This is a genomic window from Nocardioides sp. IC4_145, assembly GCF_011250565.1.
Classification (GTDB): Bacteria; Actinomycetota; Actinomycetes; order Propionibacteriales; family Nocardioidaceae; genus Nocardioides.
Window position 1 is genome coordinate 1 of the sequence record NZ_JAANMS010000003.1, and the last position, 17,348, is coordinate 17,348.

Genomic DNA, 17,348 nt, shown 5'->3' on the forward strand with positions numbered 1-17,348 from the left:
CCGGTCACCGGGGAGCTCGGGCCCAGCACGACCCACCACGCGAACCGAGGAGCAGCATGATCCGCACGACCACCCCGACGACCCGCCGCCGTGGCTTCCGCGCCGCCCTGGGCGCCACCCTCGCCGCCGGCCTCCTCGCGCTCTCCGCCTGCGGCGGCTCCGCGACCGGCAACGAGGGCGCGATCGGCGACGACGGCGAGGTCGACCTCTCCCGGGTCACCCTCGTCGTCGGCGACCAGAAGGGCACCAGCGCCAAGGCCCTGCTGGGCGCGGCCGGGCTCGACGACACCGAGTACACGATCGAGTGGAAGGAGTTCACCTCCGGCCCGCCGATCCTCGAGGCGCTGAACTCCGACGCCATCCACGTCGGCATGGTCGGCAACACCCCGCCGATCTTCGCCGCAGCCGCGGGCGGCACCTTCAAGATGGTCGCCACCGCCTCCTACACCGGCAAGGGCGACACGATCCTCGTCCCCCGGGGCTCGAAGGTGCAGAGCGTCGCGGACCTCGAGGGCAAGAAGGTCGCCGTCGCCGAGGGCAGCTCGGCCAACTACAACCTGCTCGCCCAGCTCGAGGAGGCCGGCCTGACCTACGACGACATCGAGGTGCAGAACCTGCAGCCGGCCGACGCGCTCGCCGCGTTCGCCAACGGCCACGTCGACGCGTGGGCGGTGTGGGACCCCTACACCTCGCAGGCGGTCGTCGACGAGGGCGCCCGCGTGCTCGTGGACGGCGACGGGCTGGTCAACGGGCTGAACTTCCAGGTCGCCTCCCAGGCGGCCCTCGACGACGAGGCCACCACCGCGGCGCTCGAGGACTACCTCACCCGGATCACGAAGGCGCAGATCTGGTCTGCGGAGCACCGTGAGGACTGGGCGAAGGTCTGGGCCGAGCAGACCGGGCTCTCCGAGGAGGTCACGCTCGCCGCCGCGGCAAACCGGCCGGTCACCCCGCGCCCCATCGACGACGAGGTGATCGCCTCGGAGCAGGAGATGGCCGACGCCTTCACCGCCAACGGGCTGATCCCCGAGGAGGTCGACGTGACCGGCTTCTTCAGCGACCAGTTCGCCGACGCCACGACCGGCGACGCCGTCCGGTGACCGCGCCGCTCACCCTGCACTGGTTCCTGCCGACCTCCGGCGACAGCCGGGGGTTGGTGGGGGCCGGGCAGGGCGTCCCGAAGAACGTCACCACCGGGCTGGCGGACACGCTGACCACCAGGCCGGGCGGATCCGTCCGCGAGCGCTTCCGCCCGCCCACCATCGACTACCTCGCCGACGTCGCCCGCACCGCCGAGCGGCTCGGCTTCACCGGGGTGCTCACCCCGACCGGCACCTTCTGCGAGGACGCCTGGCTGACCACGGCCGCGCTGGTCCGGGAGACCACGACGCTGAAGTTCCTCGTCGCCTTCCGCCCCGGCGTGGTCAACCCGGTCCTCGCCGCGCAGATGGCCGCGACCTACCAGCGCATCTCCGACGGACGGCTGATGCTGAACGTCGTCACCGGCGGCGAACCCGTCGAGCAGGCCCGCTTCGGCGACACCGCGCCCAAGGACGAGCGCTACGCCCGCACCGACGAGTTCCTCGAGGTCGTGCGCGGGACCTGGCGCCGGGCGCCCTTCGACTTCGCGGGCACCTACTACCGGGCCGAGGGCGCGCTGGTCAGCGGCGGCATCGACCCGCTGCCCCCGATCTACTTCGGCGGCTCGTCCGCGGCGGCCGGTCCGGTGGCGGCGCGGCACAGCGACGTCTACCTGACCTGGGGCGAGCCGCCGGAGCAGGTGGCCGAGAAGGTCGCCTGGATCCGCGGGCTGGCCGCCGAGCAGGGCCGGACCATCCGGTTCGGGCTGAGGGTGCACACCCTCTCGCGGGACACCTCCGAGGAGGCGTGGCGGCACGCGCAGTGGCTGCTCGACGGCGTCGACCCCGCCACGGTCGAGGCCGCCCAGGCCGCGCAGGCCCGCAGCGAGTCGACCGGCCAGCAGCGGATGAACGCGCTGCGCCGGGCCGGCACGGCGTACTCCTCCGCGCGCGAGCTGGAGGTCTCCCCCGGCCTCTGGTCCGGCGTCGGGCTCGTGCGCGGTGGCGCCGGCACCTCGCTGGTCGGCAGCCACGAGGAGGTCGCCGACCTCGTCGAGGCCTACCACCGCGTGGGCATCGACGAGCTGGTGCTGTCCGGCTACCCGCACGTCGAGGAGGCGTCGTGGTTCGCCGAGGGCGTCATGCCGCACCTGCGGCGCCGGGGCCTCCTCGACGCGCCCCTCCCGGCGGCCGCCTCCGCCTGACCCGCCCGGCACCGTGGCAGGCTGGACCCGTGGACGACGCGACCTGGGCCGCCCTCGCACTCACCCTGACCGTGCTCGGGGCGGTGTGGACGTGGCACGCGTTCCGCAAGCGCGGCGTGGCGTCCGGCCTGCGCGGTGCGGGGCTCACCCTGCTGCCGGCGGCGGCGTACCTCACCGACACGCTGCGGATGTTCACCCGCATCGGAACCGCGGTCGGCGACTGGGTCACCGGCCTGGTGCTCAGCCCGTCGGTGTGGGTCGGGATCGTCCTGGCGGGCGTCGCCGTCGTGCTGCTGGTGGTCTCGGGCCTCGTGCGCGACCGCGAGCGGGCCCGTGCGGTCGGCGGCGCAGCGACCGCCGCGCCCGACAAGGCGGTACGCCGTGGCAAGGGGAAGGGCGAGCCGGCGATCGGCAGCGCCCAGGGCGGGGACGACGAGCTCGCCGACATCGAGGCGCTGCTGCGCAAGCGCGGCATCTCCTGAGCATCTCCTGACCCGGCCGCCCCGAGTCTCCTAGAGTCCTGGGGTGACCCACCTCGACGACGTCGCCCGCAACCGGCTCTGGGCCCGGCTGTCGGCCGCCGCCGCAGCCGCTCCGGGCGACCTGCCCACCCCGGTCGCCGTGGTCGACCTCGACGCCTTCGACGCCAACGCCGCCGACCTGGTGCGGCGCGCGGCCGGGAAGCCCGTGCGGGTGGCGTCGAAGTCGATCCGCGTCCCGGCGCTGCTGAGGCGCGCGCTGGCCACCCCCGGGTTCGCCGGCGTCCTCGGCTACACGCTGCGCGAGGCGCTCTGGCTGGAGGAGCAGGGCGTCACCGACGACGTGCTCGTGGCCTACCCGACGGTCGACCGGGCCGCGCTGGCGCGGCTCGTCGCCTCACCGTCGGCGGCCGCGCGCGTCACGATCATGGTCGACGACGTCGCCCACCTCGACGTGGTCGACTCCGTCCGTTCGTCCTCGGCCGTGCCGGTGCGGGTCGCGCTGGAGGTCGACGCCGGCCTGCGGGTCCGCGGCCAGCACGTCGGACCCAAGCGCAGTCCGCTGCACGAGGCCGACCGGGTCGTGCGGCTGGCGCGCGAGGTGCTCGAGCGGCCGGGCTTCCGGCTCGTCGGCGTGATGACCTACGAGGGCCAGGTCGCCGGCGTCCCCGACGCGGTGCCCACGCAGCGCGCCCGCTCCGCGGTCGTCCGCGGCCTCAAGACGGCGTCGCTGACCCAGCTGTTGGAGCGGCGTCGGGCGGTCGCGGACGCGCTGCGCCCCCTGGTCGACCTCGAGCTGTGGAACGGCGGCGGGTCGGGGTCGATCGAGACGACCGTCGCCGACCCCGTCGTCACCGAGGTCGCCGCCGGGTCGGGACTGCTGGTGCCGACGCTGTTCGACCACTACCGATCGTTCGACCCCCGCCCGGCCGCGTTCTTCGGCGTGCCCGTGGTCCGGCGGCCCTCCGCCGACATCGCGACCGTCCACGGCGGCGGGTTCGTCGCCTCGGGTGCGGCCGGCGCCGACCGGCTCCCCACGCCGTGGGCGCCCGCCGGCCTCCGGTTGACCGGGCTCGAGGGCGCGGGCGAGGTGCAGACGCCGCTCACCGGCCCCGTCGCCGGACGCCTCGCGATCGGCGACCTGGTGTGGTTCCGGCACGCGAAGTCCGGCGAGCTCTTCGAGCACACCGACCGCGTGCACCTGCTCCGCGGCGAACGGTTCGTCGAGGAGGTCCCGACCTACCGTGGGCACGGCCTCGTCTCCTGACCCGGCCGCGGTCGCCCTCGATCTCGTCCGCTCCCGGCCGCCCACGCTCGGCTCCGGGCGGCTGGTCTGCGTCGACGGACCGGCCGGCTCGGGGAAGACCACGCTCGCCGGACGGATCGGCGCGCTGGCCGCCGCGCCCGTGCTGCACATGGACGACCTGTACGACGGCTGGGACGGCCTCCCCCGCGTCGGTGAGCAGCTCGACCGCCTGCTGCTGCCGCTGTCCCGCGGCGAGACCGGGACGTACCGGCGCTACGACTGGCACGCGGGGGCGTACGCCGAGACGGTCGCCGTGGCGCCCGCCCCGCTGCTCGTGCTCGAGGGCGTCGGCGCCGGCTTGGCGGCGTACTCCTCGCTGGTGGGGGTGCTCGTCTGGGTCGAGGCGCCGGCCGGCCTGCGGCTGGAGCGGGGCCTGGCCCGCGACGGCGCCGAGGCCGAGCCGCACTGGCGGCGCTGGACGGTCGCCGAGGCCGCGCACTTCGCCGCCGACCGCACGCCCGAGCGGGCCGACCTGCTCGTGGACGGGACCGGACAGCGTCCGCCCCTGCGCCTAGGGTGAGCCGGTGCTACCTCCGAGCGGCGAACAGTTCGAGATCGAGGGCGGCGGCTACCGCGCCGTCGTGACCGAGAGCGGTGCCGCGCTGCGGGCGCTGTCCTTCCGGGGGCGCGACCTCGTCGACGGCTTCGGGGAGGACGAGATGTCCTCCGGCGGCCGTGGGCAGCTGCTGGTTCCGTGGCCGAACCGGGTCCGCGACGGGCAGTACACCTTCGAGGGTCGCGACCTCCAGCTCCCGCTGAGCGAGCCGTCGCGGCACAACTCCTCGCACGGGTTGGCCCGCTGGGTCGCGTGGAGCGTCGAGGAGCACACCGGGCACTCGGTGTCGCTGACCTACCGGCTGATGGCGCAGACCGGCTACCCGTGGACGCTGGACCTGCACGTCGCCTACGACCTCTCCGCGGACGGCCTCACCGTCACCCAGACCGCGACGAACGACTCCGGCCGCCCGGCGCCGTACGCCTCGGGGGCGCACCCGTACCTCCGCGTCGGCGACGGCCCGGTCGACCGCTGGGAGCTCACGCTCCCCGCCGCCACCCGCCTGCTCGTCGACGACGAGCGGCTGCTGCCGGCGGGCCGGGAGGCGGTCGAGGGCACGCCGTACGACTTCCGCGTCGCCCGCCCCCTGCGCGACCTGGCGCTCAATCACTGCTTCACCGACCTCGAGCGCGACCCGGAGGGCAACACCACCGCGGTGCTGCGGGACCCCGCCAGCGGCGACGGCGTCACCCTCTGGGTCGACGGCCACCACCCCTGGCTGCTGCTCTACACCGCCGACGACGTCCCCGCGGCCGCCCGCCGCTCGCTCGCCGTCGAGCCCATGACCGCTCCCCCCGACGCCCTCCGCTCCGGCGAGGACCTCTTCACCCTCGCCCCCGACGAGACCGTCTCCGTCGTCTGGGGGATCCGCGCCCTCGAGGACTGACCCTGCCCGCTCAGTGGCCACTTCCGGTCCGGTAGGTCGACCGGAAGTGGCGACTCGACTCGTCGTTTCCGTCGACTCGGCGGAGGACGGGGTGGGTGAAGCGCAGGAGCGCAGCGTGGGGGCTAGCGGGTGAGCTCGTCGGCCAGGCGGCGGACGTCGCGGACCGCCTGTCGGGAGCGCTCGCCGTCGGAGCCCTGGATGCCCATGGCGGCGACGGTGCGGCCGTCGGAGAGGTCGAGGGTGACCCAGGGGGCGCCGGGCGGGAGGTTGACCGAGATGACCTCGGCCCAGGCGAACTCCCGCTTGCGGTACCCGTTCACGACGGTCAGCCCGTCGCGGGTCGCGGTGACCCGCGACCGGGTGAGCGCGTGCAGCACGACGCCGCCGGCGATCACGAAGAAGAAGATCGTCCCGATCTGGAACGGGGTGAACTTCGCGCGCGTCTCGGCGCCGAGGGAGATCCAGGCCGTGGCGAGGATGACCAGCATCCCGATGCTCAGGACGGTCGCGACGATCCGGGGGCCGAGGGGACGCCAGGTCCGCGGCACGTCCAGGGGGCCGCGGCCGGCCTCAGAGCCGGCAGGCATTGATCTCGGTGAGCAGGATGCCGCGCGCGCCCAGCTCCCACAGCTCGTCCATCAACCGCTGCGCACCCTGGCTCGGGACCATCGCCCGCACCGCGACCCAGCCGTCCTTGTGGAGCGGGGAGACCGTGGGGCTCTCGATGCCGGGCGTCAGCGCGACCGCGGCGGAGACGTGCTGGCTCTCGATGTCGTAGTCCATCATCACGTAGCTGCGGGCCACGAGGACGCCGTCGAGGCGCCGCTTGAACACCTCGAAGCCGGGTGGCGGGTCGCCGGTGGCGCGCTTGATGAGCACGGCCTCGGAGTCGAGGATGGTCTCGCCGAAGACCTCGAGCCCGGCCTGCCGCAGCGTGCTGCCGGTCTCCACCACGTCCGCGACGACGTCGGCGACGCCGAGCTGGATGCTCGTCTCGACCGCGCCGTCGAGCCGCACCACGGTGGCCTCGATGCCTCGCTCGGCGAGGAAGGCGCGGACGACCCCGACGTACGACGTCGCGATGCGCAGCCCCGCGAGCTGGGACAGGTCGGTGTAGCGCCCGGCGGGACCGGCGAACCGGAACCGGCTGCGGCCGAAGCCGAGCGGGCGGACCTCGTCGGCCTGCGCGCCGGAGTCGCGCAGGAGGTCGCGGCCGGTGATGCCGACGTCGAGCGTGCCCTCGCCGACGTACAGCGCGATGTCCCGCGGGCGCAGGTAGAAGAACTCGACGCCGTTCTCGTCGTCGACGAGCGTCAGCTGCTTGCTGTCGTCGCGCTGCCGGTAGCCGGACTCGCGCAGGATCTCCGAGGCGGACGTGGAGAGCGACCCCTTGTTGGGGACGGCGACGCGGAGGAGGGACATGGGGTCCTGTTCGGGTTCAGAGGTGGGCGTAGACGTCGTCGAGCTCGAGGCCGCTGGCGAGCATCAGGCACTGGGCGTGGTAGAGCAGCTGACTGATCTCCTCGGCCGCCCGGTCCTTGCCCTCGTGCTCGGCGGCCATCCAGGACTCGGCAGCCTCCTCGACCAGCTTCTTGCCGATGGCGTGGACGCCGGCGTCGAGCTGGGCCACCGTGCCCGAGCCCGCCGGACGCGTCCGGGCCTTCTCCTGCAGCTCGGCCCACAGCTCGTCGAACGTCTTCACGGGTCACCAGCCTAGGTGACGGCGGTCCGTCGACGCCCCTCGGTGTCCCCCCGGGAGCGGCTCATGAGCCGCTCTGACCTGCTGATACCGTCCCGGGTATGGGCACATCGCTGTCGCTCGAGGCGCAGCGACGTCGCTTCCGCGTCGTGGTGCCCGCGGCGCTCTCCTTCATCACGCTCTACGCGATCCTGCTCAGCCCCGCGCTGCCGGCGGACTTCCGGGAGTCCGCGAGCGGGCTCGGCCTGATGATCTCCGGCACGACGACCGGCGTGGCGCTGGCCCTGCGGGCGCGGTGGTCGACGGGCCAGCGGCGCCGCGCCTGGCAGTGGCTGACAGCCGCGGCGCTGGTCGCGGTCCTCGGCAACCTGTGGACCGCGTTCGTGGGCTACGACCCCGTGACCGAGCCCAGTGCGGTCAGCGACCTGAGCGTCTCGACGGCGCTGGTGCTCTCGATCGTCGGCGTGCTGTCGTTCCCGACCGTGCGCCGCCGCGGCCGCGACCTGGTGGTCCTGGCGCTCGACGGCGTCGTCGGTGGCGCCGCGGTGCTCATCGTCGCCTCGGTGCTGGTCTACGACGAGCTGCTCCAGTCGGTGGGCGAGCTGTGGGGGCCGCAGTTCTTCAGCCTGCTCATCCCGTTCCTCGACGTCGCCCTGGTCACCTTCGGCTTCTTCCTCGTCCTGCGCAGCCGGGGCGAGGGCCGTCCCGCCCTGGCCCTGGTCGCCTTCGGCTTCATGCTGTACGCGATCGCCGACCTGGCCTTCGCACTGCGGGTGAGCCAGGGCACCTTCGTCTGGGGCGACCTGACCGACCTGGGCTGGATCGCGGGCTACGTGCTCATCGGTGTCGCGGCGTGGTACCCGGCCCGCCCGGGCGCCGAGGACGTCGAAGAGAGCCGTGCCGTGGCCGACGCCCGGGACACGATCCTGGTGTTCTCCACCGTGGGCGTGGCCGTCGCGGTGCAGACCGTGCTGAACCCGGGCACCGAGCTGCAGCGCGCCCAGGTGGTGCTGTGGCTGGCGCTCGGCCTCGCCGCCGGCCTCCGACAGGTCCTGCTGACCCTCGACAACACCCAGCTGCGCCGGGGGCTGGAGCTCCGGGTCGAGGAGCAGACCGCCGACCTGCGGCGGATGGCGCGTCGTACCGAGACCCTGCTGACCTCCGTCGGCGACGGCATCTACGGCGTGGACGCGGACGGGCTGATCACCTGGGTCAACCCGTCGGGCGCCCGCGCGCTCGGCCACCCGATCGAGGCGCTGGTGGGGCAACGGGCCCACGACCTCTTCCACGCCCCCGGTGTCGACGGCGCCGCCTTCCCGTACGACGGGTGCTACATCGCCGAGGCCATCGCCTCGGGAACGGTGACCAGCGCCGAGGAGGACGTCTACGTGCGCGCCGACGGCAGCACGTTCCCGGTCGAGATCACGGCCAGCCCGCTGGTGGACGACGACGTGGTCACCGGCGCGGTGGTGGTGTTCCGCGACGTCACGCAGCGTCGTGAGGTCGACCGGATGAAGAACGAGTTCCTCTCGGTCGTCAGCCACGAGCTGCGCACGCCACTCACCTCGATCCGCGGCTCGCTCGGCCTCCTGGCGGGCGGTCAGCTGGGCGAGCTGAGCCCGCGCGCGACCTCGATGGCGCGGATCGCCCTGGAGAGCAGCGAGCGGCTGACCCGGCTGATCAACGACATCCTCGACCTCGAGCGGATCGAGTCCGGGACCCGCCCGATGGAGCTGGCCCCGACCGACCCCCGGACGCTGGTCGAGGCGGCCACCGCCGGGATGGACGCGATGGCGCGGGGCGCCGACGTCCGGCTCGAGATCGGCGAGACGTCCGGGCAGGTGCTCGCCGACGCCGACCGCGTCGTGCAGACGCTGACGAACCTGCTCAACAACGCGATCAAGTTCTCCGCCGCCGGTGGCCGGGTCGTCGTGGACGCCACCCTCCAGCCCAGTGGCAGCGCCGTGCTGTTCCGCGTGCGCGACGAGGGCCGCGGCATCCCCGCGGACCAGATCGCCACGATCTTCAACCGCTTCCACCAGGTCGACTCCTCCGACGCCCGGCAGAAGGGCGGCACCGGCCTCGGCCTCGCCATCAGCCGCGGCATCATCGAGCGGCACGGGGGGCGGATCTGGGCGGAGAGCCTGCCGGGTGAGGGGACGACCGTCCAGTTCACCCTTCCGGTGGCGCACCGGGCCCGCCCGGTCGGGACGGACGCCCCCGTGGACGCCCCCGCGATCCTCGTCTGCGACGACGAGCCCGAGGTGGTCGGGACGCTGTCGAGCATGCTCGTCCGGCACGGCTACCGGCCCATCGGGGTCGGCGACGGCGACGAGGCGATCGCCCGCGCGACGGCCGAGCGGCCCGCCGCCGTCCTGCTCGACCTGCGCATGCCCGGCACCTCGGGCGCCGAGGTCGTTGCCCAGCTGCGCAGCGGCGAACGCACCCGCGCGATCCCGGTGGTCGTCGTGTCCGGGCTCGGGCCGGAGACGGCACCGGAGCTGGACCGGCAGACCGAGGGCTGGCTGGTGAAGCCGGTCACCGAGGAGCAGCTGGTCCAGGCCGTCGACGTCGCCCTCGCCGGTCGGATGCGCGAGAGCGTGGTGCTGCTGGTCGAGGACGACGAGGACCTCGCGGAGGTGATCATCGCCCTGCTCCGCAGCCACGGGCTGCGCGTCGACCACGCTTCGACCGCGGCGGCGGCGATCGCGGCCGGGCGGAGCGTGCGGCCCCACGTGCTCGTCCTCGACCTGCACCTGCCCGACGAGGACGGATCCGCCGTCGTGGCGGCGTTCCAGCAGGACCCGGCGCTCGCGGCGACCCCGCTGGTCGTCTACAGCGCCGCCGACGTCGAGGTCGACCGGCGGGCCGCCCTCGAGCTCGGGCCGACCGTCTTCCTCACCAAGGGACGCAGCGGGCCCGAGGCGCTCGAGGATCGCGTGCTCGGCCTGCTCGACGCCGTCACCGGGCGCCCGGCCGCGTCCTCCGCCGAACTCTCTGCTCGCCCGTCCGTCACCACCACCTCCCAGGAGGAATCTTGACCACCCGCCTCGACATCACCGTCCGCACCGCCACCGGGGTCGGACGCACGAAGCTGGCGGCGTACGACCACGCCCTGCTCAACGCCGGAGTCGGGAACCTCAACCTGATCAAGCTCTCCTCGGTGATCCCGCCGCACAGCACGGTCCGGGTGCTCGAGGACGGCGCCCGCGAGGTGCTCGCCGGTGGGCACGGCGACAAGCTCTACTGCGTGGAGTCGGCGGTCTTCGCCGAGCACAGCGGGGAGACGGTGTGGGCCGGGCTCGGCTGGACGCGGGACGACACGACCGGCGGGCTGTTCGTCGAGCACCACGGCGGCAGCGAGGAGTCGCTGCTGGAGCAGATCACCCTGAGCCTGCACGACATGGACGAGAACCGCGGCGGTGGCTACGGACCCGTCGAGTCGGCGACCGCGTCGGCCCACTGCACGGACCGGCCGGTCTGCGCGCTCGTGGTGGCGGCGTACGCCGTCGAGGACTGGAACCCGAAGGAGCAGCACCGTGGCTGAGGCGGTCGCCCCCACCCTCGACATCACCGTCGAGCGCGAGCTCGACGACGAGACGATCGCGGCGTACTGGGCGCTCTACCGCGAGACGTTCGCCGAGCTGGAGGTCCGCGCGATGGCGCGCCACCTGCTCCACGAGCACGAGTTCGTCGAGGAGATGAAGGACGCCCGGGTGATGAAGTACGTCGCCCGCGACGCCGCCGGCGAGGTCGTCGGTCTCTCCACGCTCACCCGCGACCTGGAGACCGTGCCGTGGATCAGCCCCGGCTGGTGGGCGCACCACTACCCGGAGCACACCGCCCGGAACGCCGTCTACTACCTCGGTTTCACCTTGGTGCGCCACGACCAGCGACAGACCAACGTCATGTGGTCCATGATCTCCACCATCGTGGAGATGCTCGTGGAGGAGCGGGCGGTCTGCGGGTACGACTACTGCAAGTTCAACAACGAGGTGCTGAACCTCGGTCCCGGTACCGAGGCCCTGCTGCACCGGATCGCCGACGTGGAGGTGGACGCCGCGGACACGCAGACCTACTACCGAGCGCTCTTCGCCGGACCGCGGACGAGCTGATGCCGCGCGCCCTCGTCGTGGACGACGACGACTCGATCCGCGAGATCACCCAGCTCGCACTGGAGGTCGTCGCCGGCTGGGAGGTCGTCACCGCCGAGAGCGGGGCACAGGCCATCGACCTGGCCGCCGAGCACCGGCCCGACGTGGTCGTGCTCGACCTGATGATGCCCGGCATGGACGGCCTCACCACCTTCCGGCACCTCCAGGCGCAGGAGTCGACCGCGGGCATCCCCGTCGTGCTGCTCACCGCCAAGGTCCAGGTCGGCGACCGCCAGCTCTGGGACGAGATGGCCGTCGCCGGGGTCATCTCCAAGCCCTTCGACCCCATGGCCCTCGCCGGCGAGATCTCCACGATGCTCGGCTGGACCTGACCGCTCCGCTGGTTGAGCAGCGAGGGCCGCCTGGCGGCCTGAGCATGTCGAAACCCCCGGTGAGGGGCGCAGGGCCGCGACCACGCTTGCTCTGTCCTCGACCCACCGGGCGCTCGCCCGGTCGACCAGCGGGCGGGCCGGAGGTCAGCGGCGGGTGATGCTGCGGAGGGTGCGGGCGGTGAGGAGGGCGGCGGACGTCGCCTCGTAGCCCTTGTCCTCCTTCGACCCGGGCAGGCCGGCGCGGTCGAGCGCCTGCTCGTCGGTGTCGCAGGTGAGCACGCCGAAGCCGACCGGGGTGCGGTGGTCGAGGGCGACGCGGGTCAGGCCGTCGGTGGCGGCGGAGCAGACGTACTCGAAGTGGGGCGTGCCGCCCCGCACCACGACGCCGAGGGCGACCACGGCGTCGTACCCCTCCTCGGCCAGCGCCGCGGCGACGACCGGCAGCTCGAACGTGCCCGGCACGCGGACGACGGCCGACTCCCCCACCTGGTGGTCGTCGAGCGCGCGCTCGGCACCGGCCAGGAGGCCGTCCATGACCTCGGTGTGCCAGCTGGCGGCGACGACGGCGACGCGCAGGTCGCTGCAGTCGACGGGCCGGAGGGTCGGGGCGCCGTGTCCGCTCATGCGTCGATCTCCTGGTCGGTGGTGTCGAGGGGGTCCACGACGGACGTGCTCGGGGCCGGCTCGACGGAGGTCAGGCCGGGCAGGACGTGGCCCATCCGGTCGCGCTTGGTGCGCAGGTAGGCCAGGTTGTGGTCGTTGGGGTGCGGGGTCAACGGGACCCGCTCGGCGACGGGGACGCCGAAGTCCTCGAGGCTGCTGACCTTCTCCGGGTTGTTGGTGAGCAGCCGGACGCTGGTGACGCCGAGGTCCCGCAGCACCTGCGTCGCGGTGCCGTAGTGCCGGGCGTCGGCCGGCAGCCCGAGGTCGAGGTTGGCGTCGACGGTGTCGCGGCCGCCGTCCTGGAGCTGGTAGGCCTGCAGCTTGGCGACCAGGCCGATCCCCCGGCCCTCGTGGCCGCGGAGGTAGACGACCACGCCGCGGCCCTCCTCGACGATCCGCTCGAGCGCCTCGTCGAGCTGCGGGCCGCAGTCGCAGCGGTGGCTGCCGAAGACGTCCCCGGTCAGGCACTCCGAGTGCACGCGGGTCAGCACCGGCTCGTCGCTCCCCCGCAGGGACTCCGGGTCGCCGTGGACCAGCGCGATGTGCTCGGAGCCGTCGACGGTGATGCGGTAGCCGTACGCCGTGAAGTCGCCGTGGCGGGTCGGCAGGCGGGTCTCGGCGACGCGCTCGACGAGGTTCTCGTGGCGTCGGCGGTGCTTGACCAGCTGCTCGATCGAGATCATCGCCAGCCCGTGCTCGTCGGCGAACTCCCGCAGTTCCGGCGCCCGCTTCATCGTCCCGTCGTCGTTGACGACCTCGACCAGGACGCCGGCCGGGGTGAGCCCGGCCAGCCGGGCCAGGTCGACCGCGGCCTCGGTGTGCCCGCGCCGGACGAGCACGCCGCCCTCGCGGTAGCGCAGCGGGAACACGTGCCCGGGCCGGGTGACCTCCCACGGCTCGGTCGCGGAGTCGGCGAGGACCCGGACGGTGTGCGCGCGGTCGGCGGCCGAGATGCCGGTGCTGACGCCGTCGCGGGCGTCGACCGAGATCGTGTACGCCGTGCGCAGCTTGTCCTTGTTGTGCGGCGTCATCAGCGGGATCTCGAGCCGGTCGAGCATGTCGGCCGGCATGGGCACGCAGATCACGCCGCTGCTGTGGCGGATCGTCCAGGCCATCAGCTCCGGCGTCGCCTTGCTGGCGGCGAAGATGATGTCGCCCTCGTTCTCGCGGTCCTCGTCGTCGACGACGATGACGGCCTTGCCGGCGGCGATGTCGGCGATCGCGCGCTCGACGTCGTCGAGGCGGACCTTCTCGTGCTGCCTGGCGGGCTGCTCGGCGAGCTGCTCGGCGAGCTGGTGGGCGGGCGGGCGCGGGGCGCTCATGCGGGGACTCCTTCGTCGACCGGCAGCGGGGCCGCCGCCGGCTGGTGCGAGGCGCGCTCGACGCGCCACCAGGTGATCAGGCCGAGGACGCAGAACGCGCCGTAGAACAGGTACATGCCGGCGGTCGGGTAGTAGCCGGCCCGGATCAACGTCGTCACGCCGACCACGTCGACGGCGATCCACACCAGCCAGAACTCCACCCAGCCGCGGGCCATGCCGTAGGTCGCGATGAGCGAGCCGGCGAGGATCCACGCCTCGGTGGTGGGACCCCACGACCCGATCCGGACGAGCAGCGCGTACGCCGCGGCGTACCCGACCGCGGCCGCACCGAGCAGCGCGAGCCGCTCGCGGCCGGTCGCCCAGCGGGGCTCGACCGCGGCCTCGTCGGGCGTGCGGCGTGCCGAGCGCCAACGCCACCAGCCGTAGACGCCGACCAGGGCGAACATCACCTGCCGGCCGGCCTGGCCCCACAGCGGCTCGGAGGTCGCGCCGCTGAGCTCGCCGCTCACGAAGACGGTGAAGAGCAGGACGTTCCCGACCAGGCCGATCGGCCAGGCCCACACCAGCCGGCGCATGCCGAGCAGCGCGCTGGCCAGGCCGAAGCCGTTGCCGACGACCTCGCGGACCGCGAGCGTGCCGTCGCCCACGGCGATGGTGCCGTGCAGCAGCCAGTCGAGCATCAGCCCTCCTCGGTGGTGCTCGGCGTGGCGGCGGGCAGGTGGCCCGCGAGCAGCTTCTCGACGTGCTTGGCGATGACGTCGGCCTCGAGGTTGACCCGGTCGCCGACCTGCCGGCTGCCGAGGGTCGTGCGCGCCAACGTCTCGGGAATGAGGCTGACGGTGAACGAGGTCTCCCCCGCCTCCACCACGGTCAGGCTGACCCCGTCGACGGTGATCGAGCCCTTGTCGACGAGGTACCGCGCGAGGTCGGCCGGCAGCGAGACCTCGACGACCTCCCAGTGCTCGCTCGGGGTGCGCCGCAGCACCTCGCCGACACCGTCGACGTGGCCCTGGACGATGTGGCCGCCGAGCCGGGTCGCCGCGGTGACGGCGCGCTCGAGGTTGACGGTGTCGCCGGGCCGGACGCCGCGCAGGCTGGTCTTGTCGAGCGTCTCCTGCATGACGTCGGCGGTCCAGGTGTCCTCGTCGCGGGCGGCCACGGTCAGGCAGCAGCCGTTGACGGCGATGGAGTCACCGAGCGCGGCGTCCTCGAGGACGGTGGCTGCGCGGATCGTGAGCCGGATCGCGTCGCCCTGGTCCTCGACGGCCGCGACGGTGCCGAGCTCCTCGACGATCCCTGTGAACATTGCTCAGCGCTCCTCGTCGTGCTGGACCGGTGCCGTGGACGGCGCCGGTGTCGGTGCGGGTGTGGGTGCGGGCGTCATGGTCAGCCGAACGTTCGGCTGCTCGCCGGCCTCGACCGGGTCGAGCACGGCCACGTCGGTGACCGTGGGCCGGAACGCGTCGGCGATGGTGGTGATTCCGAGGTCGGCCACGGCATCCAGACCGGCGCCGAGGAACATCGGCGCGACGTACGCCACCACCTCGTCGACGAGGCCGGCGCGCAGGAACGCCGCGGCCAGGGTGGGGCCGCCCTCGAGGAAGACGTGCTGGCGGTCGCGGGCGCGCAGCGCGGCGAGCGCCTCGTGCGGGTCGCGGGTGCGCAGCAGCACCGTCTCGGCCCGGTCGTCGAGCACGCGGCGGCCGGGGTCGAGGTCGCGCAGGCCCATGACCGCGCGCAGCGGCTGGGAGGGCAGCGGCACGTCGTGCTCGTCGCGGACGGTGAGCGCCGGGTCGTCGACCGCGATCGTGCCGGTGCCGACCAGCATGGTGTCGGCCTGCCCCCGGAGCCGGTGCGTGTCGAGCCGGGCGGCGCGGCTGGAGATCCAGCGGCTGGTGCCGTCGGCCGCGGCGCTCCGGCCGTCGAGGGTGGTCGCGAGCTTCCAGGTGACGAACGGGCGGCCGTGCTCGACGGCGAAGGTCCAGGTCCGGTTGAGCGCGCGCGACTCGTCCGCGAGCAGCCCGGCCTCCACGTCGACGCCGGCCGCGCGGAGCGTCTGCGCGCCGCCGACGGCCGCCGGGTTGGTGTCGGCCGCGGCGTACACCACGCGACGTACCCCGGCCTCGACCAGCGCTCGCGCACACGGCCCGGTGCGGCCGGTGTGGTTGCACGGCTCGAGGGTGACCACGGCGGTCGTCCCCCGGGCCCGCTCCCCCGCCCGCGCCAGCGCGTCCGCCTCGGCGTGGGCGGTGCCGGCGCCGCGGTGGAAGCCCTCGGCCACAGTGGTGCCGTCGTCCGCGAGCAGCACGCACCCCACCCGTGGGTTCGGCCCGAGGGGTACGCCGGGGCTCGCGGCGAGCGCGAGGGCGCGGCGCATCGCGCGCAGCTCCGCGTCGCTGGTGCTCATCGGCTGACCCCTCGTGTCCGGTGTCGTCGCGGACTCCGGGGCCTGACGGCGGCGCGGGCACGTGCGTGGCGTGCCGAGCCGCCTGCGTGCGCTTCCCATCCGGACTTTGACCGTCGGTCCAGGACTCTCACCTGGTCAACCGGTCACTGGCTGTGACCGGGTCGCGGACTTCTGGATCTCTCCAGTCACCGCCGGCTCGGAATTTCACCGACCCCAGAGCACGCGAGCGTGTTGCTCGTCTGGTCGCCGAGTCTGCCACAGCGGTCCCTCGCCGGCGGCGTGAGGCGGCCCACAGGGTGGGACAACCTTCCGGCCCGCTGGGCGTCTCCCAGGCATGCGCCCCCTCCTCGCCACGCTCGCCGGGGTCGTCCTGCTCGCCGGCTGCGGGGGCGGGCCGACCCCGTCCGCCGACCCCGCCACCGGTCCGTCCGCGGGGGACTCCGTGGAGGACGCCGGGGAGCCCACGGCTCGGGTGGACCGGGGTCGTGCGATCGCCGATGCGCCGACCTCGGTGCTGCGCGACGTCCGGGTGCGGCGCACGCCCCGCGGGCTCGACGTGACGACGTGGTGGGGGTGCGTGGACCCGCTGGCCTGCCTGCGCAGCGACCAGGCCGTCGCCGCCAGCGGGGACGACTTCGCGACCGCGACGTACGACCAGGCCCCCCGCGGGCAGGCGCTCCGGCGGCTGGGCGGTGCGGACCGGCGGCGGTCGGCGGGCCACCCGGCGTGCCGGCCACCCGCGGACTGGTGAGCGCGGAGGGCGACTCGCTCGTCGCCGGCGTGCGTGCCGTGGTCGCCGGCGGCGACGGCGCGACGTTCCTGCCGTTCCAGCGGGTCGTCCGCGGAACGGACGGCCGGTGGGAGGTCTTCGACGTGCCGGAGGTCGACGGCGAACGGGGTACGTGAGCGGGGCGGTCGTCCTGCCGGACGGTCGACTGCTCGTGCTGCTGCCGGTCTGGAGCGGCGACCGGGCCGGCCGGCCCAGCGCCGTCCACCACTGCCTGTGGGTCTCCGCAGGCGCCGACTGGTCGTCGTACCGGCCCTGGGCCGGTGACGTGCAGCGGCTGCGCGCCGACCCGCGCGAGGGCGGGGTCCTCTGGTTGCTGCTCGCCGACGACATGGCGCCCCTGCTGGTCTCGACCGACGGCGGCCGCACGTTGCGGGCCGTGCGGGCTCGGTGACCCCTGGGAGTCTTGATCGAACGTTCGATCAAGGGCGAGCCTGTGGATGAACCCCTCGGCGTCGGGCCAGCCCGTGGTG

At 73.9% G+C, this 17,348-nt stretch carries 21 protein-coding genes and 1 riboswitch; of the genes, 13 read left to right on the top strand and 8 right to left on the bottom strand.

Annotated features, from left to right (window positions below; translation table 11 throughout):
* Nucleotides 1-56 precede the first annotated feature (56 nt).
* From G6553_RS02370 to G6553_RS02395, 6 genes are read left to right on the top strand one after another with little or no spacing between them, the layout of a single operon-like run.
* Nucleotides 57-1,100, top strand: a complete 1,044-nt coding sequence (locus G6553_RS02370) for an ABC transporter substrate-binding protein (protein WP_166188846.1) — start codon at nucleotides 57-59, stop codon at nucleotides 1,098-1,100.
* Nucleotides 1,097-2,284, top strand: coding sequence for an LLM class flavin-dependent oxidoreductase (locus G6553_RS02375; RefSeq protein WP_166188848.1), 1,188 nt, complete (start codon nucleotides 1,097-1,099; stop codon nucleotides 2,282-2,284). Before G6553_RS02370 ends, G6553_RS02375 begins: the two co-directional genes overlap by 4 nt.
* 29 nt (nucleotides 2,285-2,313) lie before the next feature.
* Nucleotides 2,314-2,766 carry a cellulose synthase gene (locus G6553_RS02380; protein ID WP_166188849.1) on the top strand — a complete coding sequence of 151 codons (453 nt, stop codon included), beginning with the start codon at nucleotides 2,314-2,316 and terminating at the stop codon, nucleotides 2,764-2,766.
* 43 nt (nucleotides 2,767-2,809) lie between these two features.
* Complete coding sequence (locus G6553_RS02385) at nucleotides 2,810-4,030, top strand: amino acid deaminase/aldolase (RefSeq protein WP_347565449.1); 1,221 nt, start codon at nucleotides 2,810-2,812, stop codon at nucleotides 4,028-4,030.
* Entirely contained in the window at nucleotides 4,008-4,589 is a 582-nt protein-coding gene (locus tag G6553_RS02390) for a 4-amino-4-deoxy-L-arabinose transferase (RefSeq protein WP_166188851.1), read from the top strand. The genes G6553_RS02385 and G6553_RS02390 overlap by 23 nt, the downstream gene beginning before the upstream one ends.
* A 4-nt stretch (nucleotides 4,590-4,593) precedes the next feature.
* Nucleotides 4,594-5,511: an aldose 1-epimerase family protein gene (locus G6553_RS02395; protein ID WP_166188852.1), complete on the top strand. Its 918-nt coding sequence runs from the start codon at nucleotides 4,594-4,596 to the stop codon at nucleotides 5,509-5,511.
* Nucleotides 5,512-5,633: 122 nt separating this feature from the next.
* Here the strand turns inward: G6553_RS02395 and G6553_RS02400 are convergent, their stop codons facing one another.
* Genes G6553_RS02400 through G6553_RS02410 form a run of 3 tightly spaced genes read right to left on the bottom strand, consistent with a single transcriptional unit; the run spans nucleotide 5,634 to nucleotide 7,213 of the window.
* The gene (locus tag G6553_RS02400) at nucleotides 5,634-6,098 is read right to left on the bottom strand and encodes a PH domain-containing protein (protein ID WP_166188854.1); all 465 of its coding nucleotides are present in this window, start codon (nucleotides 6,096-6,098) and stop codon (nucleotides 5,634-5,636) included.
* Nucleotides 6,082-6,933, bottom strand: a complete 852-nt coding sequence (hisG, locus tag G6553_RS02405) for an ATP phosphoribosyltransferase (RefSeq protein ID WP_166188856.1) — start codon at nucleotides 6,931-6,933, stop codon at nucleotides 6,082-6,084. Before hisG ends, G6553_RS02400 begins: the two co-directional genes overlap by 17 nt.
* A 16-nt stretch (nucleotides 6,934-6,949) precedes the next feature.
* On the bottom strand, nucleotides 6,950-7,213 hold the full coding sequence (locus G6553_RS02410; protein WP_166188857.1) for a phosphoribosyl-ATP diphosphatase: 264 nt from the start codon (nucleotides 7,211-7,213) through the stop codon (nucleotides 6,950-6,952).
* Nucleotides 7,214-7,311: 98 nt separating this feature from the next.
* On the opposite strand from G6553_RS02410, the gene G6553_RS02415 reads away from it, so the two are divergent.
* The 4 genes from G6553_RS02415 to G6553_RS02430 are packed head-to-tail and all read left to right on the top strand — an operon-like array spanning nucleotide 7,312 to nucleotide 11,696.
* The gene (locus G6553_RS02415) at nucleotides 7,312-10,251 is read left to right on the top strand and encodes a response regulator (protein WP_166188859.1); all 2,940 of its coding nucleotides are present in this window, start codon (nucleotides 7,312-7,314) and stop codon (nucleotides 10,249-10,251) included.
* Nucleotides 10,248-10,757 carry a pyruvoyl-dependent arginine decarboxylase gene (locus tag G6553_RS02420; RefSeq protein ID WP_207619267.1) on the top strand — a complete coding sequence of 170 codons (510 nt, stop codon included), beginning with the start codon at nucleotides 10,248-10,250 and terminating at the stop codon, nucleotides 10,755-10,757. The genes G6553_RS02415 and G6553_RS02420 overlap by 4 nt, the downstream gene beginning before the upstream one ends.
* On the top strand, nucleotides 10,750-11,325 hold the full coding sequence (locus tag G6553_RS02425; RefSeq protein ID WP_166188861.1) for a hypothetical protein: 576 nt from the start codon (nucleotides 10,750-10,752) through the stop codon (nucleotides 11,323-11,325). The genes G6553_RS02420 and G6553_RS02425 overlap by 8 nt, the downstream gene beginning before the upstream one ends.
* Nucleotides 11,325-11,696: a response regulator gene (locus G6553_RS02430; RefSeq protein WP_166188862.1), complete on the top strand. Its 372-nt coding sequence runs from the start codon at nucleotides 11,325-11,327 to the stop codon at nucleotides 11,694-11,696. Before G6553_RS02425 ends, G6553_RS02430 begins: the two co-directional genes overlap by 1 nt.
* Before the next feature lie 144 nt (nucleotides 11,697-11,840).
* Here G6553_RS02430 and ribH read toward each other — a convergent pair whose 3' ends face one another.
* Genes ribH through ribD form a run of 5 tightly spaced genes read right to left on the bottom strand, consistent with a single transcriptional unit; the run spans nucleotide 11,841 to nucleotide 16,088 of the window.
* A complete protein-coding gene (gene ribH / locus G6553_RS02435) occupies nucleotides 11,841-12,320 on the bottom strand; it encodes a 6,7-dimethyl-8-ribityllumazine synthase (protein ID WP_166188864.1) in 480 nt (159 codons plus the stop codon).
* Nucleotides 12,317-13,681, bottom strand: coding sequence for a bifunctional 3,4-dihydroxy-2-butanone-4-phosphate synthase/GTP cyclohydrolase II (locus G6553_RS02440; protein ID WP_242679916.1), 1,365 nt, complete (start codon nucleotides 13,679-13,681; stop codon nucleotides 12,317-12,319). Before G6553_RS02440 ends, ribH begins: the two co-directional genes overlap by 4 nt.
* Nucleotides 13,678-14,361, bottom strand: a complete 684-nt coding sequence (locus G6553_RS02445) for a nicotinamide mononucleotide transporter family protein (protein WP_166188866.1) — start codon at nucleotides 14,359-14,361, stop codon at nucleotides 13,678-13,680. The genes G6553_RS02440 and G6553_RS02445 overlap by 4 nt, the downstream gene beginning before the upstream one ends.
* Nucleotides 14,361-14,987, bottom strand: a complete 627-nt coding sequence (locus G6553_RS02450; protein ID WP_166188868.1) for a riboflavin synthase — start codon at nucleotides 14,985-14,987, stop codon at nucleotides 14,361-14,363. Before G6553_RS02450 ends, G6553_RS02445 begins: the two co-directional genes overlap by 1 nt.
* A gap of 3 nt (nucleotides 14,988-14,990) precedes the next feature.
* On the bottom strand, nucleotides 14,991-16,088 hold the full coding sequence (gene ribD, locus G6553_RS02455) for a bifunctional diaminohydroxyphosphoribosylaminopyrimidine deaminase/5-amino-6-(5-phosphoribosylamino)uracil reductase RibD (RefSeq protein ID WP_242679917.1): 1,098 nt from the start codon (nucleotides 16,086-16,088) through the stop codon (nucleotides 14,991-14,993).
* Between the two features lie 82 nt (nucleotides 16,089-16,170).
* Nucleotides 16,171-16,314, bottom strand: a riboswitch (FMN riboswitch).
* A gap of 108 nt (nucleotides 16,315-16,422) precedes the next feature.
* On the opposite strand from ribD, the gene G6553_RS02460 reads away from it, so the two are divergent.
* From G6553_RS02460 to G6553_RS02470, 3 genes are read left to right on the top strand one after another with little or no spacing between them, the layout of a single operon-like run.
* Complete coding sequence (locus G6553_RS02460) at nucleotides 16,423-16,839, top strand: hypothetical protein (RefSeq protein ID WP_166188869.1); 417 nt, start codon at nucleotides 16,423-16,425, stop codon at nucleotides 16,837-16,839.
* Nucleotides 16,836-16,994: a hypothetical protein gene (locus tag G6553_RS02465; protein WP_166188871.1), complete on the top strand. Its 159-nt coding sequence runs from the start codon at nucleotides 16,836-16,838 to the stop codon at nucleotides 16,992-16,994. Before G6553_RS02460 ends, G6553_RS02465 begins: the two co-directional genes overlap by 4 nt.
* Nucleotides 16,991-17,269, top strand: coding sequence for a hypothetical protein (locus G6553_RS02470; protein WP_166188873.1), 279 nt, complete (start codon nucleotides 16,991-16,993; stop codon nucleotides 17,267-17,269). The genes G6553_RS02465 and G6553_RS02470 overlap by 4 nt, the downstream gene beginning before the upstream one ends.
* Nucleotides 17,270-17,348 lie beyond the last annotated feature (79 nt).